Annotated in this window: 17 protein-coding genes; 8 read left to right on the top strand and 9 right to left on the bottom strand. The window is 66.4% G+C overall.

The window, feature by feature from the left end; translation table 11 throughout:
• Positions 1-401 precede the first annotated feature (401 nt).
• The 3 genes from IFJ75_RS08205 to IFJ75_RS08195 all read right to left on the bottom strand — a co-directional run bounded on the left by IFJ75_RS08205 (position 402) and on the right by IFJ75_RS08195 (position 2,713).
• Positions 402-818, bottom strand: coding sequence for a hypothetical protein (locus tag IFJ75_RS08205; protein WP_207932092.1), 417 nt, complete (start codon positions 816-818; stop codon positions 402-404).
• 725 nt (positions 819-1,543) lie between these two features.
• Positions 1,544-2,044, bottom strand: coding sequence for a hypothetical protein (locus IFJ75_RS08200; RefSeq protein ID WP_207932091.1), 501 nt, complete (start codon positions 2,042-2,044; stop codon positions 1,544-1,546).
• A gap of 81 nt (positions 2,045-2,125) precedes the next feature.
• On the bottom strand, positions 2,126-2,713 hold the full coding sequence (locus IFJ75_RS08195) for a hypothetical protein (protein WP_207932090.1): 588 nt from the start codon (positions 2,711-2,713) through the stop codon (positions 2,126-2,128).
• A gap of 1,245 nt (positions 2,714-3,958) precedes the next feature.
• Between IFJ75_RS08195 and IFJ75_RS08190 the strand changes: the two genes are divergently transcribed.
• Positions 3,959-7,288, top strand: coding sequence for a TonB-dependent receptor (locus tag IFJ75_RS08190; RefSeq protein ID WP_207932089.1), 3,330 nt, complete (start codon positions 3,959-3,961; stop codon positions 7,286-7,288).
• Between the two features lie 88 nt (positions 7,289-7,376).
• The gene (locus tag IFJ75_RS08185) at positions 7,377-10,502 is read left to right on the top strand and encodes a sugar-binding domain-containing protein (protein WP_207932088.1); all 3,126 of its coding nucleotides are present in this window, start codon (positions 7,377-7,379) and stop codon (positions 10,500-10,502) included.
• Positions 10,503-11,006: 504 nt separating this feature from the next.
• Here IFJ75_RS08185 and IFJ75_RS08180 read toward each other — a convergent pair.
• Positions 11,007-11,771: an IS5 family transposase gene (locus tag IFJ75_RS08180; protein WP_207932087.1), complete on the bottom strand. Its 765-nt coding sequence runs from the start codon at positions 11,769-11,771 to the stop codon at positions 11,007-11,009.
• Between the two features lie 66 nt (positions 11,772-11,837).
• Between IFJ75_RS08180 and IFJ75_RS08175 the strand changes: the two genes are divergently transcribed.
• The 3 genes from IFJ75_RS08175 to trbB are packed head-to-tail and all read left to right on the top strand — an operon-like array spanning position 11,838 to position 15,092.
• Complete coding sequence (locus IFJ75_RS08175) at positions 11,838-13,709, top strand: type IV secretory system conjugative DNA transfer family protein (protein ID WP_225897052.1); 1,872 nt, start codon at positions 11,838-11,840, stop codon at positions 13,707-13,709.
• On the top strand, positions 13,696-14,136 hold the full coding sequence (locus tag IFJ75_RS08170) for a hypothetical protein (RefSeq protein ID WP_225897051.1): 441 nt from the start codon (positions 13,696-13,698) through the stop codon (positions 14,134-14,136). The genes IFJ75_RS08175 and IFJ75_RS08170 overlap by 14 nt, the downstream gene beginning before the upstream one ends.
• Positions 14,136-15,092, top strand: coding sequence for a P-type conjugative transfer ATPase TrbB (gene trbB / locus IFJ75_RS08165; protein WP_207932086.1), 957 nt, complete (start codon positions 14,136-14,138; stop codon positions 15,090-15,092). Before IFJ75_RS08170 ends, trbB begins: the two co-directional genes overlap by 1 nt.
• Before the next feature lie 55 nt (positions 15,093-15,147).
• On the opposite strand, the gene IFJ75_RS08160 is transcribed toward trbB, so the two are convergent.
• The 4 genes from IFJ75_RS08160 to IFJ75_RS08145 form a co-directional block, all read right to left on the bottom strand.
• The gene (locus tag IFJ75_RS08160) at positions 15,148-15,513 is read right to left on the bottom strand and encodes an arginase family protein (RefSeq protein WP_207932085.1); all 366 of its coding nucleotides are present in this window, start codon (positions 15,511-15,513) and stop codon (positions 15,148-15,150) included.
• Complete coding sequence (locus IFJ75_RS08155; protein WP_225897050.1) at positions 15,498-15,911, bottom strand: hypothetical protein; 414 nt, start codon at positions 15,909-15,911, stop codon at positions 15,498-15,500. Before IFJ75_RS08155 ends, IFJ75_RS08160 begins: the two co-directional genes overlap by 16 nt.
• A gap of 6 nt (positions 15,912-15,917) precedes the next feature.
• Complete coding sequence (locus IFJ75_RS08150; protein WP_207932084.1) at positions 15,918-16,760, bottom strand: TIGR02587 family membrane protein; 843 nt, start codon at positions 16,758-16,760, stop codon at positions 15,918-15,920.
• A gap of 100 nt (positions 16,761-16,860) precedes the next feature.
• Positions 16,861-17,094, bottom strand: coding sequence for a hypothetical protein (locus IFJ75_RS08145; RefSeq protein WP_207932083.1), 234 nt, complete (start codon positions 17,092-17,094; stop codon positions 16,861-16,863).
• Between the two features lie 166 nt (positions 17,095-17,260).
• Between IFJ75_RS08145 and IFJ75_RS08140 the strand changes: the two genes are divergently transcribed.
• The 3 genes from IFJ75_RS08140 to IFJ75_RS08130 all read left to right on the top strand — a co-directional run bounded on the left by IFJ75_RS08140 (position 17,261) and on the right by IFJ75_RS08130 (position 18,593).
• Positions 17,261-17,458: a hypothetical protein gene (locus IFJ75_RS08140; RefSeq protein ID WP_207932082.1), complete on the top strand. Its 198-nt coding sequence runs from the start codon at positions 17,261-17,263 to the stop codon at positions 17,456-17,458.
• Between the two features lie 123 nt (positions 17,459-17,581).
• Positions 17,582-18,028, top strand: a complete 447-nt coding sequence (locus IFJ75_RS08135; protein WP_207932081.1) for an opioid growth factor receptor-related protein — start codon at positions 17,582-17,584, stop codon at positions 18,026-18,028.
• A gap of 175 nt (positions 18,029-18,203) precedes the next feature.
• Positions 18,204-18,593, top strand: a complete 390-nt coding sequence (locus tag IFJ75_RS08130; protein WP_263973032.1) for an NUDIX hydrolase — start codon at positions 18,204-18,206, stop codon at positions 18,591-18,593.
• Positions 18,594-18,598: 5 nt separating this feature from the next.
• On the opposite strand, the gene IFJ75_RS08125 is transcribed toward IFJ75_RS08130, so the two are convergent.
• A complete protein-coding gene (locus tag IFJ75_RS08125) occupies positions 18,599-19,384 on the bottom strand; it encodes an exodeoxyribonuclease III (RefSeq protein ID WP_207932079.1) in 786 nt (261 codons plus the stop codon).
• Between the last annotated feature and the right edge of the window lie 100 nt (positions 19,385-19,484).

Below are 19,484 nucleotides of genomic sequence, written 5' to 3'. Positions count from 1 at the left end.
AGCCGGTGGAGCTTGTCGAGGGTTCGGGTTACCGCCTAGAAACTCCCTCCCTTCGTTCGTCGCTCAGCCCGCAGAGGACCCATGCGTCGCCGTCCCCGCCCCAAAGTCTTCCGCCCCGCGACGTGGGTTTGGATTTGGTTGTTGTTGGCAGGGATCGGGTTGGCGGCCCTAGTCGCCGCTTCCGCGTGGCTGGGGGAGCATGCTCTTTGACGAGGACATCAATCTCGCGACTTCCGGTCCTCGAACGGGCTTATCAGATTGCGGACAGTGGGGGCGCCGCATCAACAAAGACCCTTCGCACCGCGCTCGTTGCAGAGGGCTATGCGTTCGGTGAAGTCGCTGCGGCATTGCACGGCCTGGCAATCCGGAGGTCCCTGAAAGCCCGCATCGCTATGGCTCGTTCAGAGAGAGATGATTCCGGCGGCGAGACCTGAAACGCTGAGAAGGTCGATCGCAGGGCATAAAGGGTCGGAACGCCGGTCAACTGCGCTCCCGTTCATGAACCTCTGATATTGTGACGCTGGACAATCTGTGGCGTTCGCATTTTCATAACCAACGCTATGGGACGCATACTTGATCGCCTGAAGGCGGGTGCAGCTGAATACACCGTGGAGCCGACCGGAGAAGGCGGCTTTGTGCTCGTCTGCAACCGTGAGCATAGCGAGGATTTCGCCCGCTTGGTGCGGGACCTCATCAACTACCCCAATGACGAACTCGCGGTTTTGCCGACCGGCGACGGAAGGGGAGGCTACGAGCGAGTGGTAATACTGCCCCTGTAAACCCATCGTCCTGAATTTGGCATCGGTGAGCGTCCGCATTGGGTCGATTTCGGTCCCCGGCATCATGCCAGAACGCGGACATTGCCCTGATCACCAGTGAGCGGACATTCCGGTCTTCCCCTAGGGGTGGGAAGCGGGCGCTCCAGTTCAGGTGGAGCACATTGCTTCATATGACGGGAGGAACCTGAATCTGAACGTGAAGCTGGCATGGGGCGGATCGAAGCCGTTCATCCAGTCCCAACGCCCTACATAAATTTCATCGGGTTGAGCACGACACGCTTGCCGCACCGGGCACGCGGTCAGACGTGCGTGAACGGGATCGACGTCAACGCAGTCTCGCTGGCTCACAAGCTTGAAGTCGTCGCCGGGGTGGATGGCGATCAGGTTGATCGAGTTGTTTCGCACCAATCCGCCCCCGTCGTTCAACCTCATTGTGCGGGTGACGCCGTTGGACCCCACGAGGATGGCCGTGCGTCTCGCTGTTCCGGGGCGTTGCGGGTCATCGACCGAACGAACGGTAAGGGTGGCTCCCGTCCGCCCCAGCAAAGCGGTAGCTGTCTCTGTTCGGCTTTGGGCGAGACAGGCTCCTCCGACAAAGAGCGCACCTGTGGTGGAAATCGCAATGAAGAGCGCTCGTCTGTTCATCCGAGATGAGTCTTCCGAAAGCAGCTCGCATGCAAGGTTGGATCAACGTCCGCAACGGGTCGAGAGCGGTCTTTCGCCTGCCGCCCGACACCGGACCCTCACCCCAAGTGAGATTGGCATCACTTCGGTGGGGTCTCAGCGATCACGGCGGCGAGATCTTCTTCCACGAACGGTGCCAGATACAGCCTGACCGGCCGGTCGAAGCACGCTATCCATTGAAGATTGCTGAAATAGAACGACCAGAAATTACGCCCTTCCGGACTCGTTGCGAAAGCCTTGAGCGCTAGCAGGTCCGGGACGCCTAGCCTCTGCGCGATCGGCTCAGAGACGCACAGGATCGCCTGGTCGATAAGAGCATCGGGCGAGGCGATCGCCCTGGCCGCCAAGCGGTCCGACAGGCGGAAGTCACGGTCATAAAGGTTCACGCCCCGCGCGTTCAGCACCTCGGCCGAAAGACGAGCAGCGGCCATGTTCATCCCGTGATGGTACTCGGCCGTGTAAGCCTGTCGCGGAAAAAGGGCAGCCGCCGCGGCGCGACGCTCAGTTCCCGGATCCTGCGGCAGCGCCGGTGAAATTGGAGCAACCTGGAGGCCCAGGGCAAAGGCAAGCGCTGCAATCATGCTTCAAAATATCGGTCGTTGTGAAAGTCCGCAACGGGTGGATACGGGACCTCGGCGTTGTCATTTCTGAATGCCTGAAGCCTATTGCGTCACAGAGGACCAGCATCTGAAGAGGAGCTGGTCTGCGAACCGGCCCCAGCCGCCGATCTGACCTTCCGTTCCACTCACTCGCAAATCTGCAAAGGAGCCATCGGACTGAGTGGCCGAGGCCCAAATCGTGTAGCTTGCGGCCTCCGTCCGCTGAGTAGTAGGCGACGGGAAAAACGGGCCAAAACTATCTTGCCGAGACAGATTCCGAACCCTTACAGTCGGCATCGGCAGGCCGTTCAGCGACTCCAAAACAGAAGCGAGAGCAGGGCATTCCCGCTCATCAATGACCTGAACCTGCTCTTCCCCAGCCGTGGCGGCGAGCGCACGACGAGCGAGGAACCGGTAGGGTTGTTCATTGGTGCGGAAAAACTCTGTGATCCACACTCCCGCTAAAGGGCCGTTGCTCGCGCTGGCTCTGTAGCCCGCCAGAAAGGTGGAGTTGGACGGGGCGTGATCTTGCCCGATTTGCACAGTCTGAGCGTTAGCCGTCGCTGCGTTGATCGAGAGGGCAAAGGCTGCGGTCGCCATGACATTTTTCATATCGATAACGTTGCATGGTTTTCGCATGATGTCCGCCATGGGTCGGAAGCCGCCTTAGGCTATCGGCCGGAAAGCCGACTTTCGAGCGCACGCTGAATGTCGTGTTGCCGGGCGACATTGATAGACCGCTTCTGGCGCTTCTGAGACGTCGGCGCGATGATCGCTTTGAGTCGACTTGGTCCCCGGCACTAGGCCAAAACACGTGGACATTGCCCAGACCACCAGCAAGCGGACGTTCCGCCAATCGCAAGTCGTGCGCAGCCGTCCCCGATCGTGAAGTTAGCCTTCATTTGTCGGAGACCTATCGCCCCCACCGAGTTTGCGGGCCTTCTCATCAAACATGGCCGCCAAGCTGAGCAGTTCGGCCCTGTGGATCGGATTTGAGGTTAGTTCTGCGGCTTTGAGGCATTTGGCGGCTTTGGCTCTGGCAGAGGCGGCAGTTAGTCGGCTTATGGTCATCGAACCTGACTACGTGAAATTACGTAGCCAGATCATGGCAAGAATGTAAAATCGCGTTACTTTTCAAGGGTGACTTTGACTAGAAGGTTCTAGCGCCCGGCTTGGAACAGGAGGGACGTCATCAAGCTGCTGGTCACGCCATCCACGCTCAGGTTGGCTCAGCGAGATCTCTGGGCCTGTTACGTTGCACCTTTACGACGATTGAGTTCGGAAGTGCCGGCCGAAAAACGTTCTCAACGGGAGCCGTCGGGAGGCTATCCGCCGGAAAGCCGACGTTCGAGCGCACGCTGAATGTCGTGTTTGCACGCGGCAGCGAAGGACCGCTTCTGGCGCATATCCGACTTTGATCGGCCGGCGCCAAGCGCGCGACTGATGGTGCGAACCGCACCATGGACGGGTTGTGGAAAGTGCAACGGCTGCGGCGGAATGAGGATCGCTGTTCGGCCCGAACTGTTTCGACCTTGATACAAACAGTCCCGGCCCAACAATTCTGCCGCGGATAGCTTGAATTGTATTATTATATAGCTACCGTAAATCCGTGCCTACCGGCGTGAAGACCGGGGCGGAGTGAAACCCAGGAACAGATCAAGGGAAGCGCGGCCTGCGCTTGGCCTCTTGGACAACTTCGGCCGAAGCACGGGGAGAGGCGACACCGGTGTCAATCTTCCGCCGACTGTGACCAAGGGCTGTCGCCCGCATCAGAAACCGTGACCGGGCCCAAAAGAGCCGGCGCTCCAGGAGGGATTTGCAGTGAAAAATACTCAGCAGAACAGCGGCTTGTTGTCTTCAGTGTCCCTGATCGCCGTTATGGCGTCGGGAATCCTAATGGCGGGTGCGGTCCAGGCCCAGACAACACCGCCGACCGCCGAGCCGGCGGCCGACTCCCAAGCCAGCGAGGTCGAGGAAGTCGTGGTGACCGGCATCCGCGCTTCGCTTCGCCGAGCGCTCGACACCAAGCGCAACTCCAATGTCATGGTCGACGCCATCAACGCGGAGGACATCGCCGACTTCCCGGACGCCAATCTGGCCGAGTCCCTGCAACGTCTGCCTGGCGTTTCGATTGACCGGGACAACGGGGAGGGGCGCACAATTTCGGTCCGGGGCCTGGGCGGGGATTTCACCCGGGTACGGCTGAACGGCCTCGAAACCCTTTCGACTGCAGGTTCGAACGACTCTGGCTCCAGCCCCAACCGGGGCCGCGGCTTCGATTTCTCGACCTTTGCTTCGGAGTTGTTCAGCTCCCTCAAGGTTCAGAAGACGGCGTCGGCCGAGACCGATGAAGGCGCGCTCGGCGCCACCGTCGATCTGGTTTCCGGTCGCCCGTTCAATTTCCCGGGTCGGCGTTTCGGCCTTTCTGTCCAGGATGCCTATTACGCCAACGGCGAGACCAACAATCCGCGCGTGGCGGGGCTGATCTCCGATCGCTGGCGGTTCAACCATATCGGCGAGTTCGGAATCCTCGGCTCGGTCGCCTATAACAAGCGCAACTCGATCAGCGACAGCTACGAGCGCGGTCCGGGGCAGAGCGACTACGCCTACCGCGGCGCCACCTTCCAGGGCACCAGCACCCCGGCCGGATCGGAATACCAGGGCTTCGCACGTCCCATCGGCACGACGATTCCCAACGTCACCAACCCCAATGCCCTGGCCCTGATGACCGGGTCGGATCCCGCCGCCTACGCCCTGATCAACGGCAACGGACGTGGATCTTTGGTGCGTATTCCCGCCTTGCCCACGATCAATCACCGCGAGATCGAACAGGAGCGGCTGGGCCTGACGCTCGGCGCCCAGTGGCGACCGACCGACCGGACGACCGTCAGTGTCGATGGCCTCTATTCCACGTTCGACAGCTCTTCGGTCAATTATCAGATCGTCCCCGTTGGCCTGAACCGCAACAATACCTCCGGCGTGATCCCCAACGCCACGAACTACAGCTACAATACCGCGCGGCCGGGCGCGCCCAGCCCGGGGACCGTCAATACGAACCAGGGGTCTGCGGCCCAGAGGCGCGCCCTTTATTCGACCTGCACCTCGCAGCCCGTCCTGACGGGCTCCAACGGGAACCGTATCCGGGACGCCATCGATTGCGGGGAGTCCCAGAACGGCGGCGCGCTCGTCCCGGGCTATGGCTTCAGCTTCAATCCCAACAACCTGGACGTCTACGAATACTATAACAATCCGCTGTCCCCGGGTTACATCAATGACCCTTACGGCCTGGCCATGCGCGGCGCCTTCATCGGCCGACCCGCGACGCGACTGATCGACGCCGCCGTCAGCGACGACGGCAGCCAGGCGACCTATCTGAAGCTGGGCAATGTCGATTTCCGCTCGGCGGCCGACTCAGGGACCTTCACGACCGAGTTCCAGCAGCTGTCGATCAATGTCGATCACCAGTTCACCGACAGGCTGCGCCTGAACTTTACCTACGGCGCCTCGAAGTCGACCAACGAGAGCCAGGGCCTGCTGGCCGAGTTCACCCGCCTGGACTCCGGCAACGGCACGGCCGGCAACGACTACTTCGTCTATGACGCTCGTGGCGGCGGCGACTTCCCGCTGATGAATTTCGGGTTCGACACAGCCGATCCGACCAAGTGGGATTTCGTGAAGGGCTTCTCCGCCCTGAGGAACTACCGTCGCTCGGTCGAGAACACCTACAGCGGCGGCAGGCTCGACTTCGCGTTCGAGGCCAACGACAGCATCACGTTGAAGTTCGGCGGCGGCCAGCGTCAATTCGGCTTCAGCACCAGCCAGGCCGAGCGCCTGATCGGGGACACCGTCAACCCCAGTCTGCTCGAGGGGGGCTCGCCCACAACCGTCAAGGACATGGGCCAGCTGATCTCCTGGGGGCAGGGGCTGGATGTGCCCAACGGCATGCCGACGTCGTTCTGGGCGCCCAACCTGCAGGCCTTCGACAACAGGTTCGGCTTCACCTGCGACTGTATCAACAAATGGGGCGACTGGCGGCTGTCCAGGCTGCGCAGCCCCGCGAGCTCATTCGGCGTAGACGAGACCGACACCAGCTTCTACCTGCAAGCCGACTTCGACACCCTGCTGTTCGATCGACGTCTGCGCGGTAATGTCGGGGTACGCTACGCCCTGACTGAACTGGAATCGAGCGGCCTGACAACCACGGCCCGTCAGGTCTCGGCGACCAACGACTATGACGACACCCTGCCGTCGGTGAACGTCGTCTATGAGCTGTCGGACAAGATGTTCCTGCGCTTCGGCGCCGCCAAGGTGATGGCCCGCCCCCTGCTCGGAAATCTGGCGCCCAGCATCACCGCCTTCTCCGTACCCAACACCGCCGGCGCCACCACGGGCGGCAGCATCACCCTTGGCAATCCCAAGCTGCAGCCCTTCCGCGCCACCAACTACGACCTCAGCTTCGAATGGTATTTCGCCCGCGACGCCCTGTTCTCGGTCGCCCTCTTCGACAAGGAGATCAGCAGCTTCCCGCAGACCTTGGTCGGCGAGAACCGGCTGTCGGAAATCCTCTCGGCCGACGAGATCGCCCAGTTGCGCGAAGCCTTCCTCGATGCGCCGGGCGCGGTTCCCAATGCCAATCTGGCCAACCAGCGGGCCTATCTCGACAGCGACCAGCTCTTCGGGGTGCGCCAGTTCCGTGACGCTCCCGGGGGCTATCTGAGAGGCATTGAACTGTCCTACCAGCAGGCTCTGAAATTCCTGCCCTGGTATTTCGAAAACCTCGGCATCCAAGCGAACTACACCCATATCGAAAGCGAGCTGAGCTACATTCTGAGCCCGCAGCCTCTCGTGGTGGGCAAGGGCCCGTTCCTCGGCGCCTCGCCTGACGCCTTCAACTTCACACTCTACTACGAAGTCCCGAAGTTCTCGGCGCGTGTCTCGACCTCGTATCGCGCCGAGTACCAGACGACCTATCCGCTGGCGACCGGCACCTGCGATCCGGGTGTCTGCGACAGTCCCCTGGTCAATGATTTTGGAGGTAGCGCGGCCACCCTCAATGTCGACTTCTCCTCGACCTACAAGTTCAACGACAACTTCAGCCTGACCGTCGAGGCCCTGAACCTCACCGATCAGGCGAACGATCGCTATGCCTACTCCGCCAGCCCCGTGACGACCTCCTTCGGCCGGACCGGCCGCCAGTTCTTCGTCGGCGCGCGGATGTCGTTCTAACCGGACTGCCGTCCCTTATTCTCCTTCCCCGGGATGGCCTGCGGGCGTCGGTTCGCCGACGCCCGCCTTTTTATGAAAGCGGACCGCTATGCAGCTGGATCGACGAGGTTTCCTGACAGCCGGCACCGCCTCCGTGGTCGCCGTCACAGCCACAGAATCCGCAGCTGCGGGCGCTGGCGCCCTGGCCATCGCCGACGAAGGTTGGAGCCTGTGGATCGATGAGGGCGCGGCCTGGAAGGATGACGACATCCATCTGCCCGGGGCCTTCGATCTGGCGGCCTTGCCAGTCAATCCGCCGACCGGCGGCTGGGACGCGCTGAAGTCCGTCGACGCCCTGACCGTCAGCCTGCCGACCACGGTCGAGGAGCATCTCTGGGGTCGGTTCGGCACGCGGCCCTATGGCCCCGACGAATACCGCTACGCGGAGACCGACAATGTCCCGCAGTATGGCGCCTACAAGGGCGTGTCCTGGTGGTCGAAGGCCGTCGACATTCCGGCCGAGGCGGCGGGCCGGCGGGTGCTGCTCAACCTGCGCGGGGCGCGCCTCCGGGCCGAGGTCTTCCTGAACGAGATTCTGGTCGGCTATTCGATCATGTCGGAGCTGCCGTTCAGCTGTGACCTGACCGAGGCCATGCGGCCGGGGCAGGCGAACCGGTTGGCGATCCGCATCACCAATCCGGGCGGGCGCTACGACTGGCGAGATTCCACCACCATGGTCTGGGGTAAGGTGAAGCTGTTCGCCTCGCACGGCTTTGGCGGCATCGACCGGGGTCTGGCCCTGAGCCTGCATCCGATGACCGGCCGTATCGACGACGCCTGGGTGCTCAATACGCCCGAGCCGCGCACGGTCACCGGGTTGATGGACATCCTGCTGGAGCAGCCGGTCGCGGCCTCGGCCATCCCCAGCCTGCGGTCGAAAGCCGGCGTCGAACTGGTCGACGACAGGACGGGGCAGAGGGTTCCGGCCGTCGTCCGTCTGGACGCGCTGGAGACTCTCGGCGACCGGCGCCTGCGCGCCCGGTTCACGGTGACGGCGCCCACCGCGAAACTTTGGGATCTGGAGACGCCGAATCTCTATCGCCTGCGCTTCCGCTGGGCGGAAACTCCTGAGGCAATCGACACGCGCGAGCCGCGCTTCGGCTTCCGCTGGTTCGGGGTCGAGGGCGTCGGAACCGACGCCCTGCTGCGTCTGAACGGCCGCCGGACGCGGCTCTACTCGGCGATCTCCTGGGGCTACTGGGGCTACAACGGTCTCTGGCCCACGCCGGAGTTGGCGAAGCGTGAAGTGACCGCGGCCAAGACCCTGGGTCTGAACACGCTCCACTTCCACCGCAACGTCGGCAAGCCCGAGGTCTTCGCGGCCATGGACGAGATGGGGCTGATGCGGGTGATGGAGCCTGGCGGCGGCCGCCATGCCGTCGGCCGCGACCTCCAGCCCGGCGAGAGCTTGTCGCCCGCCGACGCCTTCAGCCGCGACTTCATGGTTGAGAAATGCCGCGCCATGGCCCGCGCCTTCCGCTCGCATCCGTCGCTGGTCCAGTACACGCTTCAGAACGAGATCGGCGCGAACCTGGCCAATCCCGACGTCCAGTTCGTGCTCAAGGCCATCCATGACGAGGATCCGAGCCGGGCGGTGGTCCTGAACGACGGCTTCGTGAAGCGCGGCGCGGCCCAGGCCATGTACCTGCCGTACAACGACCACTACTTCCGCTCCGACGTCGAGGAGTGGGGCGGCTGGTGGGTCGAGCACCAGGCGGCCGGCGACCAGTGGTACGACCGCTTCTACAAGTCGAAAGACGACTATGTGCACATGCAGAAGGGCAAGCCCTTCATCGTCGAATTCGGCGAGATGCAGGGCTGCGCCGTCGCCGACAACCATGTGAAGATCGTCGCCGACATCCTGGCCCACGGCGGCAAGAGCTACGACTTGGGGGACCACAAGGTCGTGGTGGCGGCGACCAGCGCCTATCTGGACCGCTGGGGTTTCCGCGGCGCCTTCCAGACGACCGAGGCCCTGTTCCTGTCGGTCGGGCGCAAGGCCTACGAGAGCTGGCGGAACTATCTGGAGAACATCCGTCTGGGCGAGACGGTGGACGTGGCGTGCGTTTCCGGCTGGGAGAGCACGGCGATCGAGAACCACTCGGGCATCGTCGACAACCTGCGCTACTTCAAGGCCGATCCTGAGCTGCTGGGGCAGGCGCTGAGGCCCGTCATGGCCGTCGCCAAGCCAAAGGCCCTGGCCTATGCGCTCGGGGAGACGGCCGAGCTGGACCTGTGGCTGTTCAACGATGCGGCGACGTCCGCGACCGGCGAGATCGTTGTGAGCCTGACGGGGCCGTCGGGGGCGGAAACGGTCTTCGCGCGGCGCCCGGCGCCCCAGCAGACGCCCGATCAGTTCAGCTATCTGGTCGCCGAGAGCGTGCGGTCGCCGGCCTTCGCCGAGGAGGGGCTGCACCGATTGCGTGTCACGGTCGGCGGGGTGACCTCGGAGCGGGAGCTGTGGGCGACCGGTCCGGCGGCGGCGAGGCGGCCACTGCGGATCGGGGTCTCGGGCATCGCCCGCAGCCTGCGGACGAAGCTTGAGGGCCTGCCGGGCGTGACGCTGGAGGATGTGATCGCGGGCGGCCGCTATGACGGGATCATCGCCTCGGGTCTGAAGGCCGATGAGATCGCGCGACGGCAAATCGGCGAGGAAACCGGTCTGGAGGCCCAGCCGACTCCGGGCCAGACGCCGCCGGTGGTGCTGGGCGAACTGCCGGAGGAGGTTCTGGCCGCCGTCCGTGCCGGTACGCCGCTGCTGGCTGTGATCCAGGAGGACGGTCTGGCCGACGGGGTGGCGAAGCAGCTCTCCGGCCTCGGACTGTTCGACTATGCGGGTCAGGTCGGCGGCCTGCGCGCGCCCTGGATGGGCAACTGGAACTATGTCCGCGCCCATTCGACCTTCGACGGCGTGCCCGTCGACTGCGGCATGAGCGTCCTGCATCAGGTCGAGGGCCAGCCCTCAAATGGTCTGGTGATCGAGGGGCAGGGCGTCGAGGTCATCGCCGCCTACAGCCGTGACCACGACCGCCAGAACGGCGCCGCCAGCTTCATCGTGCGCAAGGACGGCATGCGGGTGCTGGTGCATCGTCTGCCGGATATGGCCGGGCCGCTACAGACCCGCTGGCTCGCCAACGCCGTCGGCTGGCTGGCCGAAGACACTTCACACGCGTGACCGGAGATCAGTCTGCAACTGACGAGATGATAGTCAGCCGCGGCCGCGTGTTTGCAGAGGCCGCCCCTCCCTCTCGCGATGGCGAGCAGAAGTGCCAGGGCGAGCGTGAGTGGGTTGCCGGGCTGCACCCGCCACGGTGCTCGATGTCCGCTCTCCGACACGCGGTAAATGTCCGCTCATGGCGCTTCTCAGACCTGCGCCACCAGTAGCCACCCCGGGCTCGTAGCTGTCCTTCGGAATGTCTGCTTGTCGGACGCTACCCTGCGCGATCTTTCGACGCCTCATGTCATCTGCATGGGTTAGCTCGTCCGGGCCCACTCTGGCGGAAATACCAGCTCGGGCGACGCTTCTCGTAACTGGGGCTTGGAGTCGGCCCAAGGGGCGCGCCCCGAGCCGCCCACTCGCCGATTATAGGGTGCTAAGGAAGAGATTCTGGCGCAGCTTCACAACCGCACCACAGTCGCGGGACCGTCCTATGCCCGTCAGTTTAGCTACCCGTTCGGCTTAGGTCGTGGACTCATAAGCTCTGAGCCACAGGCGGGTTGAGGCCAGCAGTACGGCGGCGAGGAAGTTGCGGGCCAGTTTGTCGAAGCGTGTGGCGACGCGGCGGAAGTGCTTGAGCTTGCAGAAGTAGCGCTCCACGACGTTGCGCTGTCGATAGATGGCGGGATCGACGGAGCGCTGGACCTTGCGATCCTTCTGGGTCGGGATATGGGCGCAGCCGCCGCGAGAGCGGACCAGATCGATGACGGCCTGTGCGTCGTAACCTCTGTCGGCGACGAGCGCCTTGGCGGGCTTGAGGCCGTAGATCAGTTCCTCGACGGCGGCCTTGTCGGACGCCTGGCCGGCCGAGAGGGTGATCCTGAGCGGCAATCCGTCCTGATCGACCAGGGCGTTGATCTTGGTGCTCAGTCCCCCACGAGATCGGCCGATGGCGTGATCCGGCCCCCTTTTTCCACCGGCGGCGTGCTGGTGGGCCCGAATGATCGAACTGTCGATCAGGTGCATCGAACCCGGCGACGCCGCCGACAGCGCCTCGAACACCCGCACCCAGACGCCTGCTTTGGCCCACCGATTGAAGCGATTGTAGACCGTCGTGTGCGGCCCGTAGCGACCCGGCAGGTCACGCCAGGGCGAACCCGTCCTCAGAATGTAGAAGATGCCGTTGATCACCCGACGGTCGTCCACGCGGGCCACGCCGCGGGGCTTGTTCGGAAGCAACGGCTGGATCAGCCGCCACTCCGTTTCGCTCAGATCGTATCGCGCCATCGACGTCTCCTTCCGAAGACCTCGAATCCCTCAGACCTTTATGGGTTCAGAACCTAGGCGATGCGCATGCGGCTGATCGGTCTCGGTCTGGGTCTGGTGGTCGGCGCGGCGGCGGCGACCGAACTGTTCGCCTGGACCTACGGCTGGGCCGAAACGCTCGGTCCGGCCTGGCGGGTCAATGCGGATCTGTCCCTCTATCCGCCCTGGGCCATCTTCATCTGGCGCGGCCAGTTCGGGGAGGAGGCCCATGCGGTCATGGCCCGATGCGCGCCCCTGATGCTGCTGGGCGGGGTCGGCGGACTGGGGCTCGGCGCCGTGGCCGGCGACCGGCCGCATCGGCGGATCAGGGGCTGGGGCGGCTGGACGGACATCCGCGGGGCGGGCCTTCTGGCGCGGGACGGGGCGGTGCTCGGCCTGTTCAGGGGACGGGTCCTGGCCACGACCGATCTGCGGCCGACCCTGGTCACAGGCGGGACGCGCAGCGGCAAGGGCCGGGGACATGTCACGCCGACCCTCCTGTCCTGGGGGCAGAGCGTCCTCGTGCACGATCCCAAGCGCGAACTCTGGTCCGTGACGGCCGGGTGGCGCTCGCGGTTCTCCCACGCCCTGTATTTCGACCCGCGCGATCCCGTCTCGGCGCGCTGGAACCCCCTGGCCGAAATCCAGCCGGGCCCGGGAGAACTGGCCCAGGTCCAGAGGCTGGTGGCCATTCTGTCGGACCCCGGCGGGGTGAGGGACGACGAGGCCATCTGGGACAAGGCGGCCTCGGAAATCCTCGAGGCGGTGATCCTGCACGTCCTCTATACGGCCGAGGACGCGGACAAGAGCCTCGTCCGGGTGCGCGAGCTTCTGGCGGACCTCGACGCCGCCGCCGACGTCATGGTCAAGACCCTGCACCGGGCCGGCCCGGGCGGCGAGCCCGAGGCGCATCCCTTCATCCGCACCGCCGTGAAGGGCTATGCGGCCATGCACGACCGGTTCCGCACCTCCGTCCAGGGCACGGCGCGCTCCTATCTGAAGTGGCTGGCGGGTGACGACCTGGAGCGGGTCCTGTCCGCGTCCGACTTTTCGTTGGGCGACCTGATGTGTGCGCAGGCGCCGGTGTCGCTCTATGTGCAGGTGGCGCCGGCCGACGCCGCGGCGCTGCGGCCCCTGGTGCGGCTGCTCTTCTATGCGGCGGCCCAGGCCCTGACGGCGGAGGAGAGGCGCGACGCCACGGGCCGCGACAAGCGCCACAGCCTCCTGATGGTCATGGACGAGTTTCCCCTGCTGGGACGGCTGGCCTTCTTCGAGAAGTCCCTGCGCCTGATGAGCGGCTACGGCGTCAAGGCCATGTTCGTCGCCCAGTCCTTGAATGACATCGTCGAGACCTACGGCGCCCACAACACCATTCTCGACAACTGCGCGGTCTATACCGCCTTCTCGGCCCTGGACCCGCTGACCCAGGACAAGGTGTCGAAGCTCACCGGCTCGGTGACGGAGACTCGCACGAGCCGGAGCGGCCCGGCGTTGATGGGAGCGGGGCGGAGCTCGGTGTCGCGCGCCGAGATCGAACGGCCCCTGCTGGAGCCCGGCGAGATCCGGTCCCTGCCGGACGATCAGCAGCTGATGTTCGTCGCCGGCCGGCGCCCGCTGCGGACGGAGAAGCTGCTCTATGACCGGCGCGAGCCGTTCCGGAGCCGGGCCGGGGAGGCGGCGCCCGACCAGGGCGTCCGCATCGACGCGCCGCCGCCACGACCGCACCCTTGGGCGGGGCGCCGGGCCCTGGGCCAGGACGCCGAGGCCAGCCTGCCGTTGTTCAAGGAGGTCTCGGCCGCCATCGACGACAGGAAGATCGCGGCCAAGGCCGCGGAGATCGCGGGCAAGGTCACGCAGGAGATGGCCGCCCAGGAGGCCGCGCTCGATTATCTGAGAGGATTAGCCGATGCCAAGGACTAACGGAGCGGCCGCCCGGGTACAGGTCTATCTGAGCGATCCGAAGATCGCCCGGGCGCTGGAGCGCGAGGCGCGCGCGGGCCATATGCCGCTGAGCCAGGCGGCCGGGCGCGCCATCACCCGGGGCCTGATGGGCTCGCCACGCGCCGACCCGGAAGACCGGATGCTGGCCCTGGACCGGTCTCTGCGCGATCATATGAAGGCCACCGGCCGGGACATGCAGATCGTCCAGGAGCTGCTGATCGAGGTGGCGCGGGCCTTCTTCCTTCGACTGCCTGATGCTCTGGTCGATCAGGATCCGACGGTCCAGGCCGCCGTCGAGCAGAGGATCGAACGACTCCTGGACGCCACCGCCGCCCGGATTGTGGCGGGTCGGACGGCCCGGGAGGCCGAGCGTCCGGCCGAGCCCCGCTCGTTTGATCCGGACTGATGGCGGTCCATCCGATCGTCGGCGAGCGCAAGCTGGAAGCGCTGCGCCACGCCCTGGGCGAGACGGTGCTCGCCGCGCTGGAGGAGCCGGCCGTGGTCGAAATCCTCGCCAATCCGGACGGGCGGCTGGTCCTCGACCGGGCCGGAGACGGGCGCTGCGACACCGGAGAACGGCTGTCGGCCGAGGCCCGGGAAAGGGTCATCAAACTGGTCGCCGACTATGTCGGCGAGAGCGTCGCGCGCGAGACGCCGCGGCTGTCGGGCGTCCTGCCCGCGACCGGCGAGCGCTTCCAGGGGCTTTTGCCGCCCCTCGTCACGGCGCCGGCCTTCTCGATCCGGAAGCGCCCGCCCGTGATCTGGAGCCTCGACGACTATCTGCGCGACGGGGTGCTGGACGCGGCCCAGGCCCGGGCCCTGCGCCAGGCCGTCGAGACGCGGGCCAACATCCTCATCTCGGGGGGGACCGGATCGGGCAAGACCACCCTCGCCAATGCGGTCCTGGCCGAGCCCGGGTTCGCCGGCGACCGCGTCATCCTGATCGAGGATACCCCGGAACTGCAATGCGGGGCCTGGGACCTGTTGCCGGTCCTGACCCGGCGGTCCGCTCCGCCCGTGGGCGTCGGCGACCTCGTGCGGGACGCCCTCCGGCTTCGGCCCGACCGGATCGTCGTCGGTGAGGTTCGGGACGGGGCGGCGGTTCTGGAAACCCTGAAGAGCTGGAACACGGGCCACCCGGGCGGGCTCACCACCATCCACGCCAACTCGGCGCAAGACGCCCTGTCACGGCTCGAGGATCTGATGGCGGAGGTCTCGATCCGCCCGTCCCGGCGCATGATGGGCCAGGCGATCGACCTGATCGTCCACATCGCGCGGCGCCCGGGAGGTCGCCGTGTCGAGGCAGTGCTGGCCGTCGACGGGGTCGACGGCGCCGCCTGGCGGATCAGGCGCGTCGCCTGACGGTCGGTCGGTGAGAACCGGTGGCGCCGGCTCCGGAGGACAGAGGACACGGCCTTCAATCGCCGGCGGGTCGCGAGACGCTCTCTCCGAGACCCGCGACCCAGTCGGCGTAAGGCGTGTTGCGCGCCATGTGGCGGTTGAGATCGGGCGCGCCGTCTGTCCACCAGACCGGACCGCGCTCGCCCAGGGCGACCTTGGCGGCCTGGACCTCTCCGCGCGCCGCCCTCAGCGCCTCGGGATCACCGGCAGCGAGCGCGTCGCGGACAGCGCGGCGTGCGGCCATCAGGGCCTTGACCTGCCGATCCCGGGTGTCGGGATCGAGGGCGGGGTTCGAGCGCCGCCAGAGGCGGCCCCGGACGACGATATAGCGGCCGTCCGGTGTCTGCGGCGGCGCCCGGCGCGTGATCAAGGCTCCGACCATCCCACAACCCGGAAGCGCGCGGTCCCCGGATTCGTGTCGAAGCGCAGGGAGACCCTGGCGTGGCCGTGTCCAGGCACATAGTCGAGGGCGGCGTGCGCCGTCTCCTCGCCGAGGACGCCCTCGACCTCGACGGCGGCGGCGGTGTCGTCGCCCGCATTGTCGATCTGGACCTCGGCCACCCATCCCGCCGTCGTCGGCCGGCTCAGACGCAGGCTTGCGCTCAGGACCGGCGGCGCGGGCGGCTCGACCGCCTCGCGGACCACGATGGCGATCACCCCCAGGGTCATGAGACCGCCGAGGACGGCCATGGCCCATTGGAGCCACGGCCGTCCGGGCGGCGGTCCGGCGGAAGACGCCCTGGAGGGCGTGCGGGCGGGGGCTTTTTGCGGCGTTGTCATGGACGGTCAGACCAGGAGGCGGGCGGCGGCGGCGCCGATGGAGGCGGGAAAGCCGAGGACGACCATCGTCTGGACCACCCCTTCGAGGCCGTGGCCCTCGATGCGGCCGAACACCCACAGGGCGAACAGGCTGATGCCGAGCGAGACGGCGTAGCCGGGCAGGGTGAAGTGGAAGAAGGCCGTCAGCGGGCGGTCCGCCTCTTCCTGGCCCGCGAAGCCGGCGTTGAAGACGATGAGATGAAGCAGGACGATCGAGGTGACGATCAGGGCCAGGATGTGAAGGGGCGTGGCCTTGTAGGCGATCAGGATCATCTCCTCGGTCGGGGCGACGTTGAGGGCGAAGAACAGGGCGCCGGCCGCCATGAGGAAGAGCTCTCCGCCATACGAAGCTTCTTCCTCATCACCCGCCCCCTCGTCCCGCGATCCGCTGAGCTGGCGGCGGGCCAGCAGCGCGCCCATGGCGCCGGGGACGGCCTGCAGCGCCACCATGCCCACGGCTTCGTGGGGCGAGACGTCCCATTCGACGACGCCGAACAGGATCAGCAGCGCGGAGGCGGTGATGAAGCCGACGGCCAGGGCCACGCCGGTGTCCAGAAGGTCGCTGACCGGACCTCGCGTGCGGGAAAAGCCGGCGTACCAGGCCAGGCCGTAGAGCAGAGGCAGGCCGCCCGCGATGAACGCAAGCAGGCGCCAGCGGTCCATCACAACCCCTTGCTCCCACATTTCCATCGTCATCAGGAGCGGGATATTGAAGACGAGGGCTCCGGCGAACGCCCGCCCCAGGTCACGAAGATAGGCCTTCTCACGGGGTAGCGAGAGCGGTGCAGGGCTGGAGGCGGCGGAGGTCATCCGCCGCCAACGCCCGTCCAGGCGTTCGGCTCCGTGCGTCGCTCGCTCCTCTGACCCGGCGCCCGGGCGGCAGGCGGATGGCGAACCGCCAGGGCCGCCGTCAGGCCGCCTCGGAAAAGCCCGGCAGGGGTTCCGCTGCGAAGCCGAGGGCCGGGTTGGCGAGGACGGCGATCGACCGCTCGCCGCTGTAGAGGGCGATCGTCTCGTATCCCGGCCAGCGCTCGGCGAACCGCACCAGATCCTCGCCGGCGGACGTCTCGTCCTTGACGGCGAGGACCGCGATCTCACGCGCGGGCGCGCCCGGCAGGTTGACGATGCAATAGTAGGGCGACACGCGACACTCCGGGCCTCGGGACGCGACGTTCCGCGACCTTGGGCGTCGAGAACGGCGGCGATCCCGATCCGTTCCGCGAGCGCCGCGTGACCGAGGGATCGTTAGGCCCGGAACGGAATCGGCAGGGCGTCGGTTTCCAAACAACGTCCAACCGCAGGAGGCCGATATGGGTGACAAACAGTCCGAGGGACGCAAGGCCAACGGCGCCGCGCCGGGCGGGAAGCCCGATCCCGCAACGCCGGACAAGGATGTGATTGCCACGGGGCGTGAGGCCGCTCGCCGGGCTGGGCCTGACGGCCCGGACGCGGGCGAGGTGGGCAAGACCTTCAAGTCTGCGCCGGGACAGGCGCCGACCGATCCGTGAACGGGCGCGGCTTCGTCCTGACGAGTCCCGTCGCGGCGGCCGGTCATGCCGGCTGCCGTCTGACGGTGCTGGCCGAGCGCCTGGCCGGACAGGACGACCGTGAGCGGGGCAGAGCGTGAGGCTATGAGCGAGGTCGTCGCGTTTCTGGAGGGGACCGGGGCCGATGGACGCGGGCGGCCGATCGAGACCGTCCTGGCCTTCACGCCGACGGAGCTGGAGCGTCATCACGACTTCATCCAGTGGCTCTTTCCACTCGCGGAGCCCAGCCGGGCGGTTCCCGGCTCGCCGGTGCTCACCCCGGCCGATATCGCCGCGGTTCGCGGCTCCATCCCGGCCCAGGCGAACCTGCGGCGCGCCGCGGCGATGATGGCGGACTTCTATGACCGGTCCGGCCATTGGCTCGAACCTTCGGACCACAACCATCTGCGCATCACCCGCATCATCCGGAGCCTGCGGCTGCTGGCGGGCCCGGAACCGGCGGATGCGTTTCGCAGCCGGATCGAACGCCGGGTCGAGACGGCGGGCGCGACGATCGGTGAGCGCACCCGCGCCTTCTGGACACAGGCCTGAGGGTAGGACCAACCCTTGACGGCGACACCCAGATTCATCAGGGCTCTGATCAACTGTCACAATCGGCGCCGTTTTGCGCCGGCCCGCGCTATTCGAATCCATGTCCTTGCCCGCCCCATCCGTGGTTCATCAGGTCGCCGCCCTGTGTTGGCAGCGGCGTGCGGGGAGCGTGCACGTGCTGCTGGTGACGTCGCGCGAGACGCGCCGCTGGATCCTCCCCAAGGGGCATCGGATGCCGGGAAAGACCGACTGGGAGGCCGCCGCCCAGGAGGCGGTGGAAGAAGCCGGAGTCCAGGGCGTGATCGGCGAGCACCCCATCGGCGCCTTTGACACCGTCAAGACGGGGCGTGGGGGGCGGACGCGCCCGGTGCGTATGGCGGTCTATGCCCTGGAGGTTTCCATCGAACTGGCGGACTGGCCCGAGCGACAACAGCGGGAGCGCCGGTGGGTCGCGGTTCCGCAGGCTCTCGCTCTGGTCCAGGAGCCGGGCCTGAAGGTCGTGCTGCGGCGGTTCGGCCGCGACCACGACGCGCCCAGGGCGTGGGGCGCCGCCCCGCGTCCCTGAAGGGCTCAAGCGGGGTCGGTGTCGGCCAGCTCGATCCAGGCCGGAGCGTGGTCGCTCGCTCTTTCCCGTCCCCGCACCGCCGCATCCACCCCGGCGTCCTTCAGTCGGGCCGCTGCCCGTGGATTGAGGAGGAGGTGGTCGATCCTCAGGCCCGCATCTCTCGCCCAGGCCTCGCGCAAATATTGCCAGAAGGTCCAGGGCGGCTGCTCCGGAAACCGTTCGCGCAGGGCGTCGGTCCAGCCCTGGTCGAGCAGCCGGGCGAAACCCGCCCGGCTCTCGGGCTGGAGGAGGGCGTTCGCCTTCCAGGAGCGGCTGTCGTAGATATCAGCTTCGGTAGGGACGACATTGTAATCGCCGCACAGGACAACGGGCGCGTCGACCGTCACGAGCCCGGCGGCGTGTGCGATCAGTCTCTCCATCCAGGCGAGCTTGTAGTCGAACTTCGGACCGGGGCGGGGATTGCCGTTGGGCAGATAGAGGCAGCCGACGAGAACACCCTGGACGGCGGCCTCCAGATAGCGGCTCTGCCGGTCCGCCGGGTCGCCGGGAAGCGAGCGGCGGGTGACGACCGGGGCGCCCACCCGCGACAGGATCGCCACGCCGTTCCACCGGTGCTCGCCCTCCCAGACCGCGTCATAGCCGGCCTCCCGGATCGCGACCTCGGGGAACTGGCGTGCGGTCGCCTTCAGCTCCTGCAGACAGGCGATGTCCGGGGCCTCGGCCTTGAGCCAGTCGAGCAGATTGGCGAGACGGGTGTTCACCCCGTTGATGTTGAAGGTGGCGATCCTCACGGCGGTCCCGCACTGCGACGTGTGACGGCGCGCAGGGCGCGCCTGTTCCGGCCAATCGCCGCAGACCCGTTCGGTTCCTCAGGTCCGGTGGATTTGTCCG

It is taken from the genome of Brevundimonas goettingensis (assembly GCF_017487405.1).
Classification (GTDB): Bacteria; Pseudomonadota; Alphaproteobacteria; order Caulobacterales; family Caulobacteraceae; genus Brevundimonas; species Brevundimonas goettingensis.
Note: the sequence above shows the minus strand (reverse complement) of the source record. Positions and strands in the feature narration are given on the sequence as shown.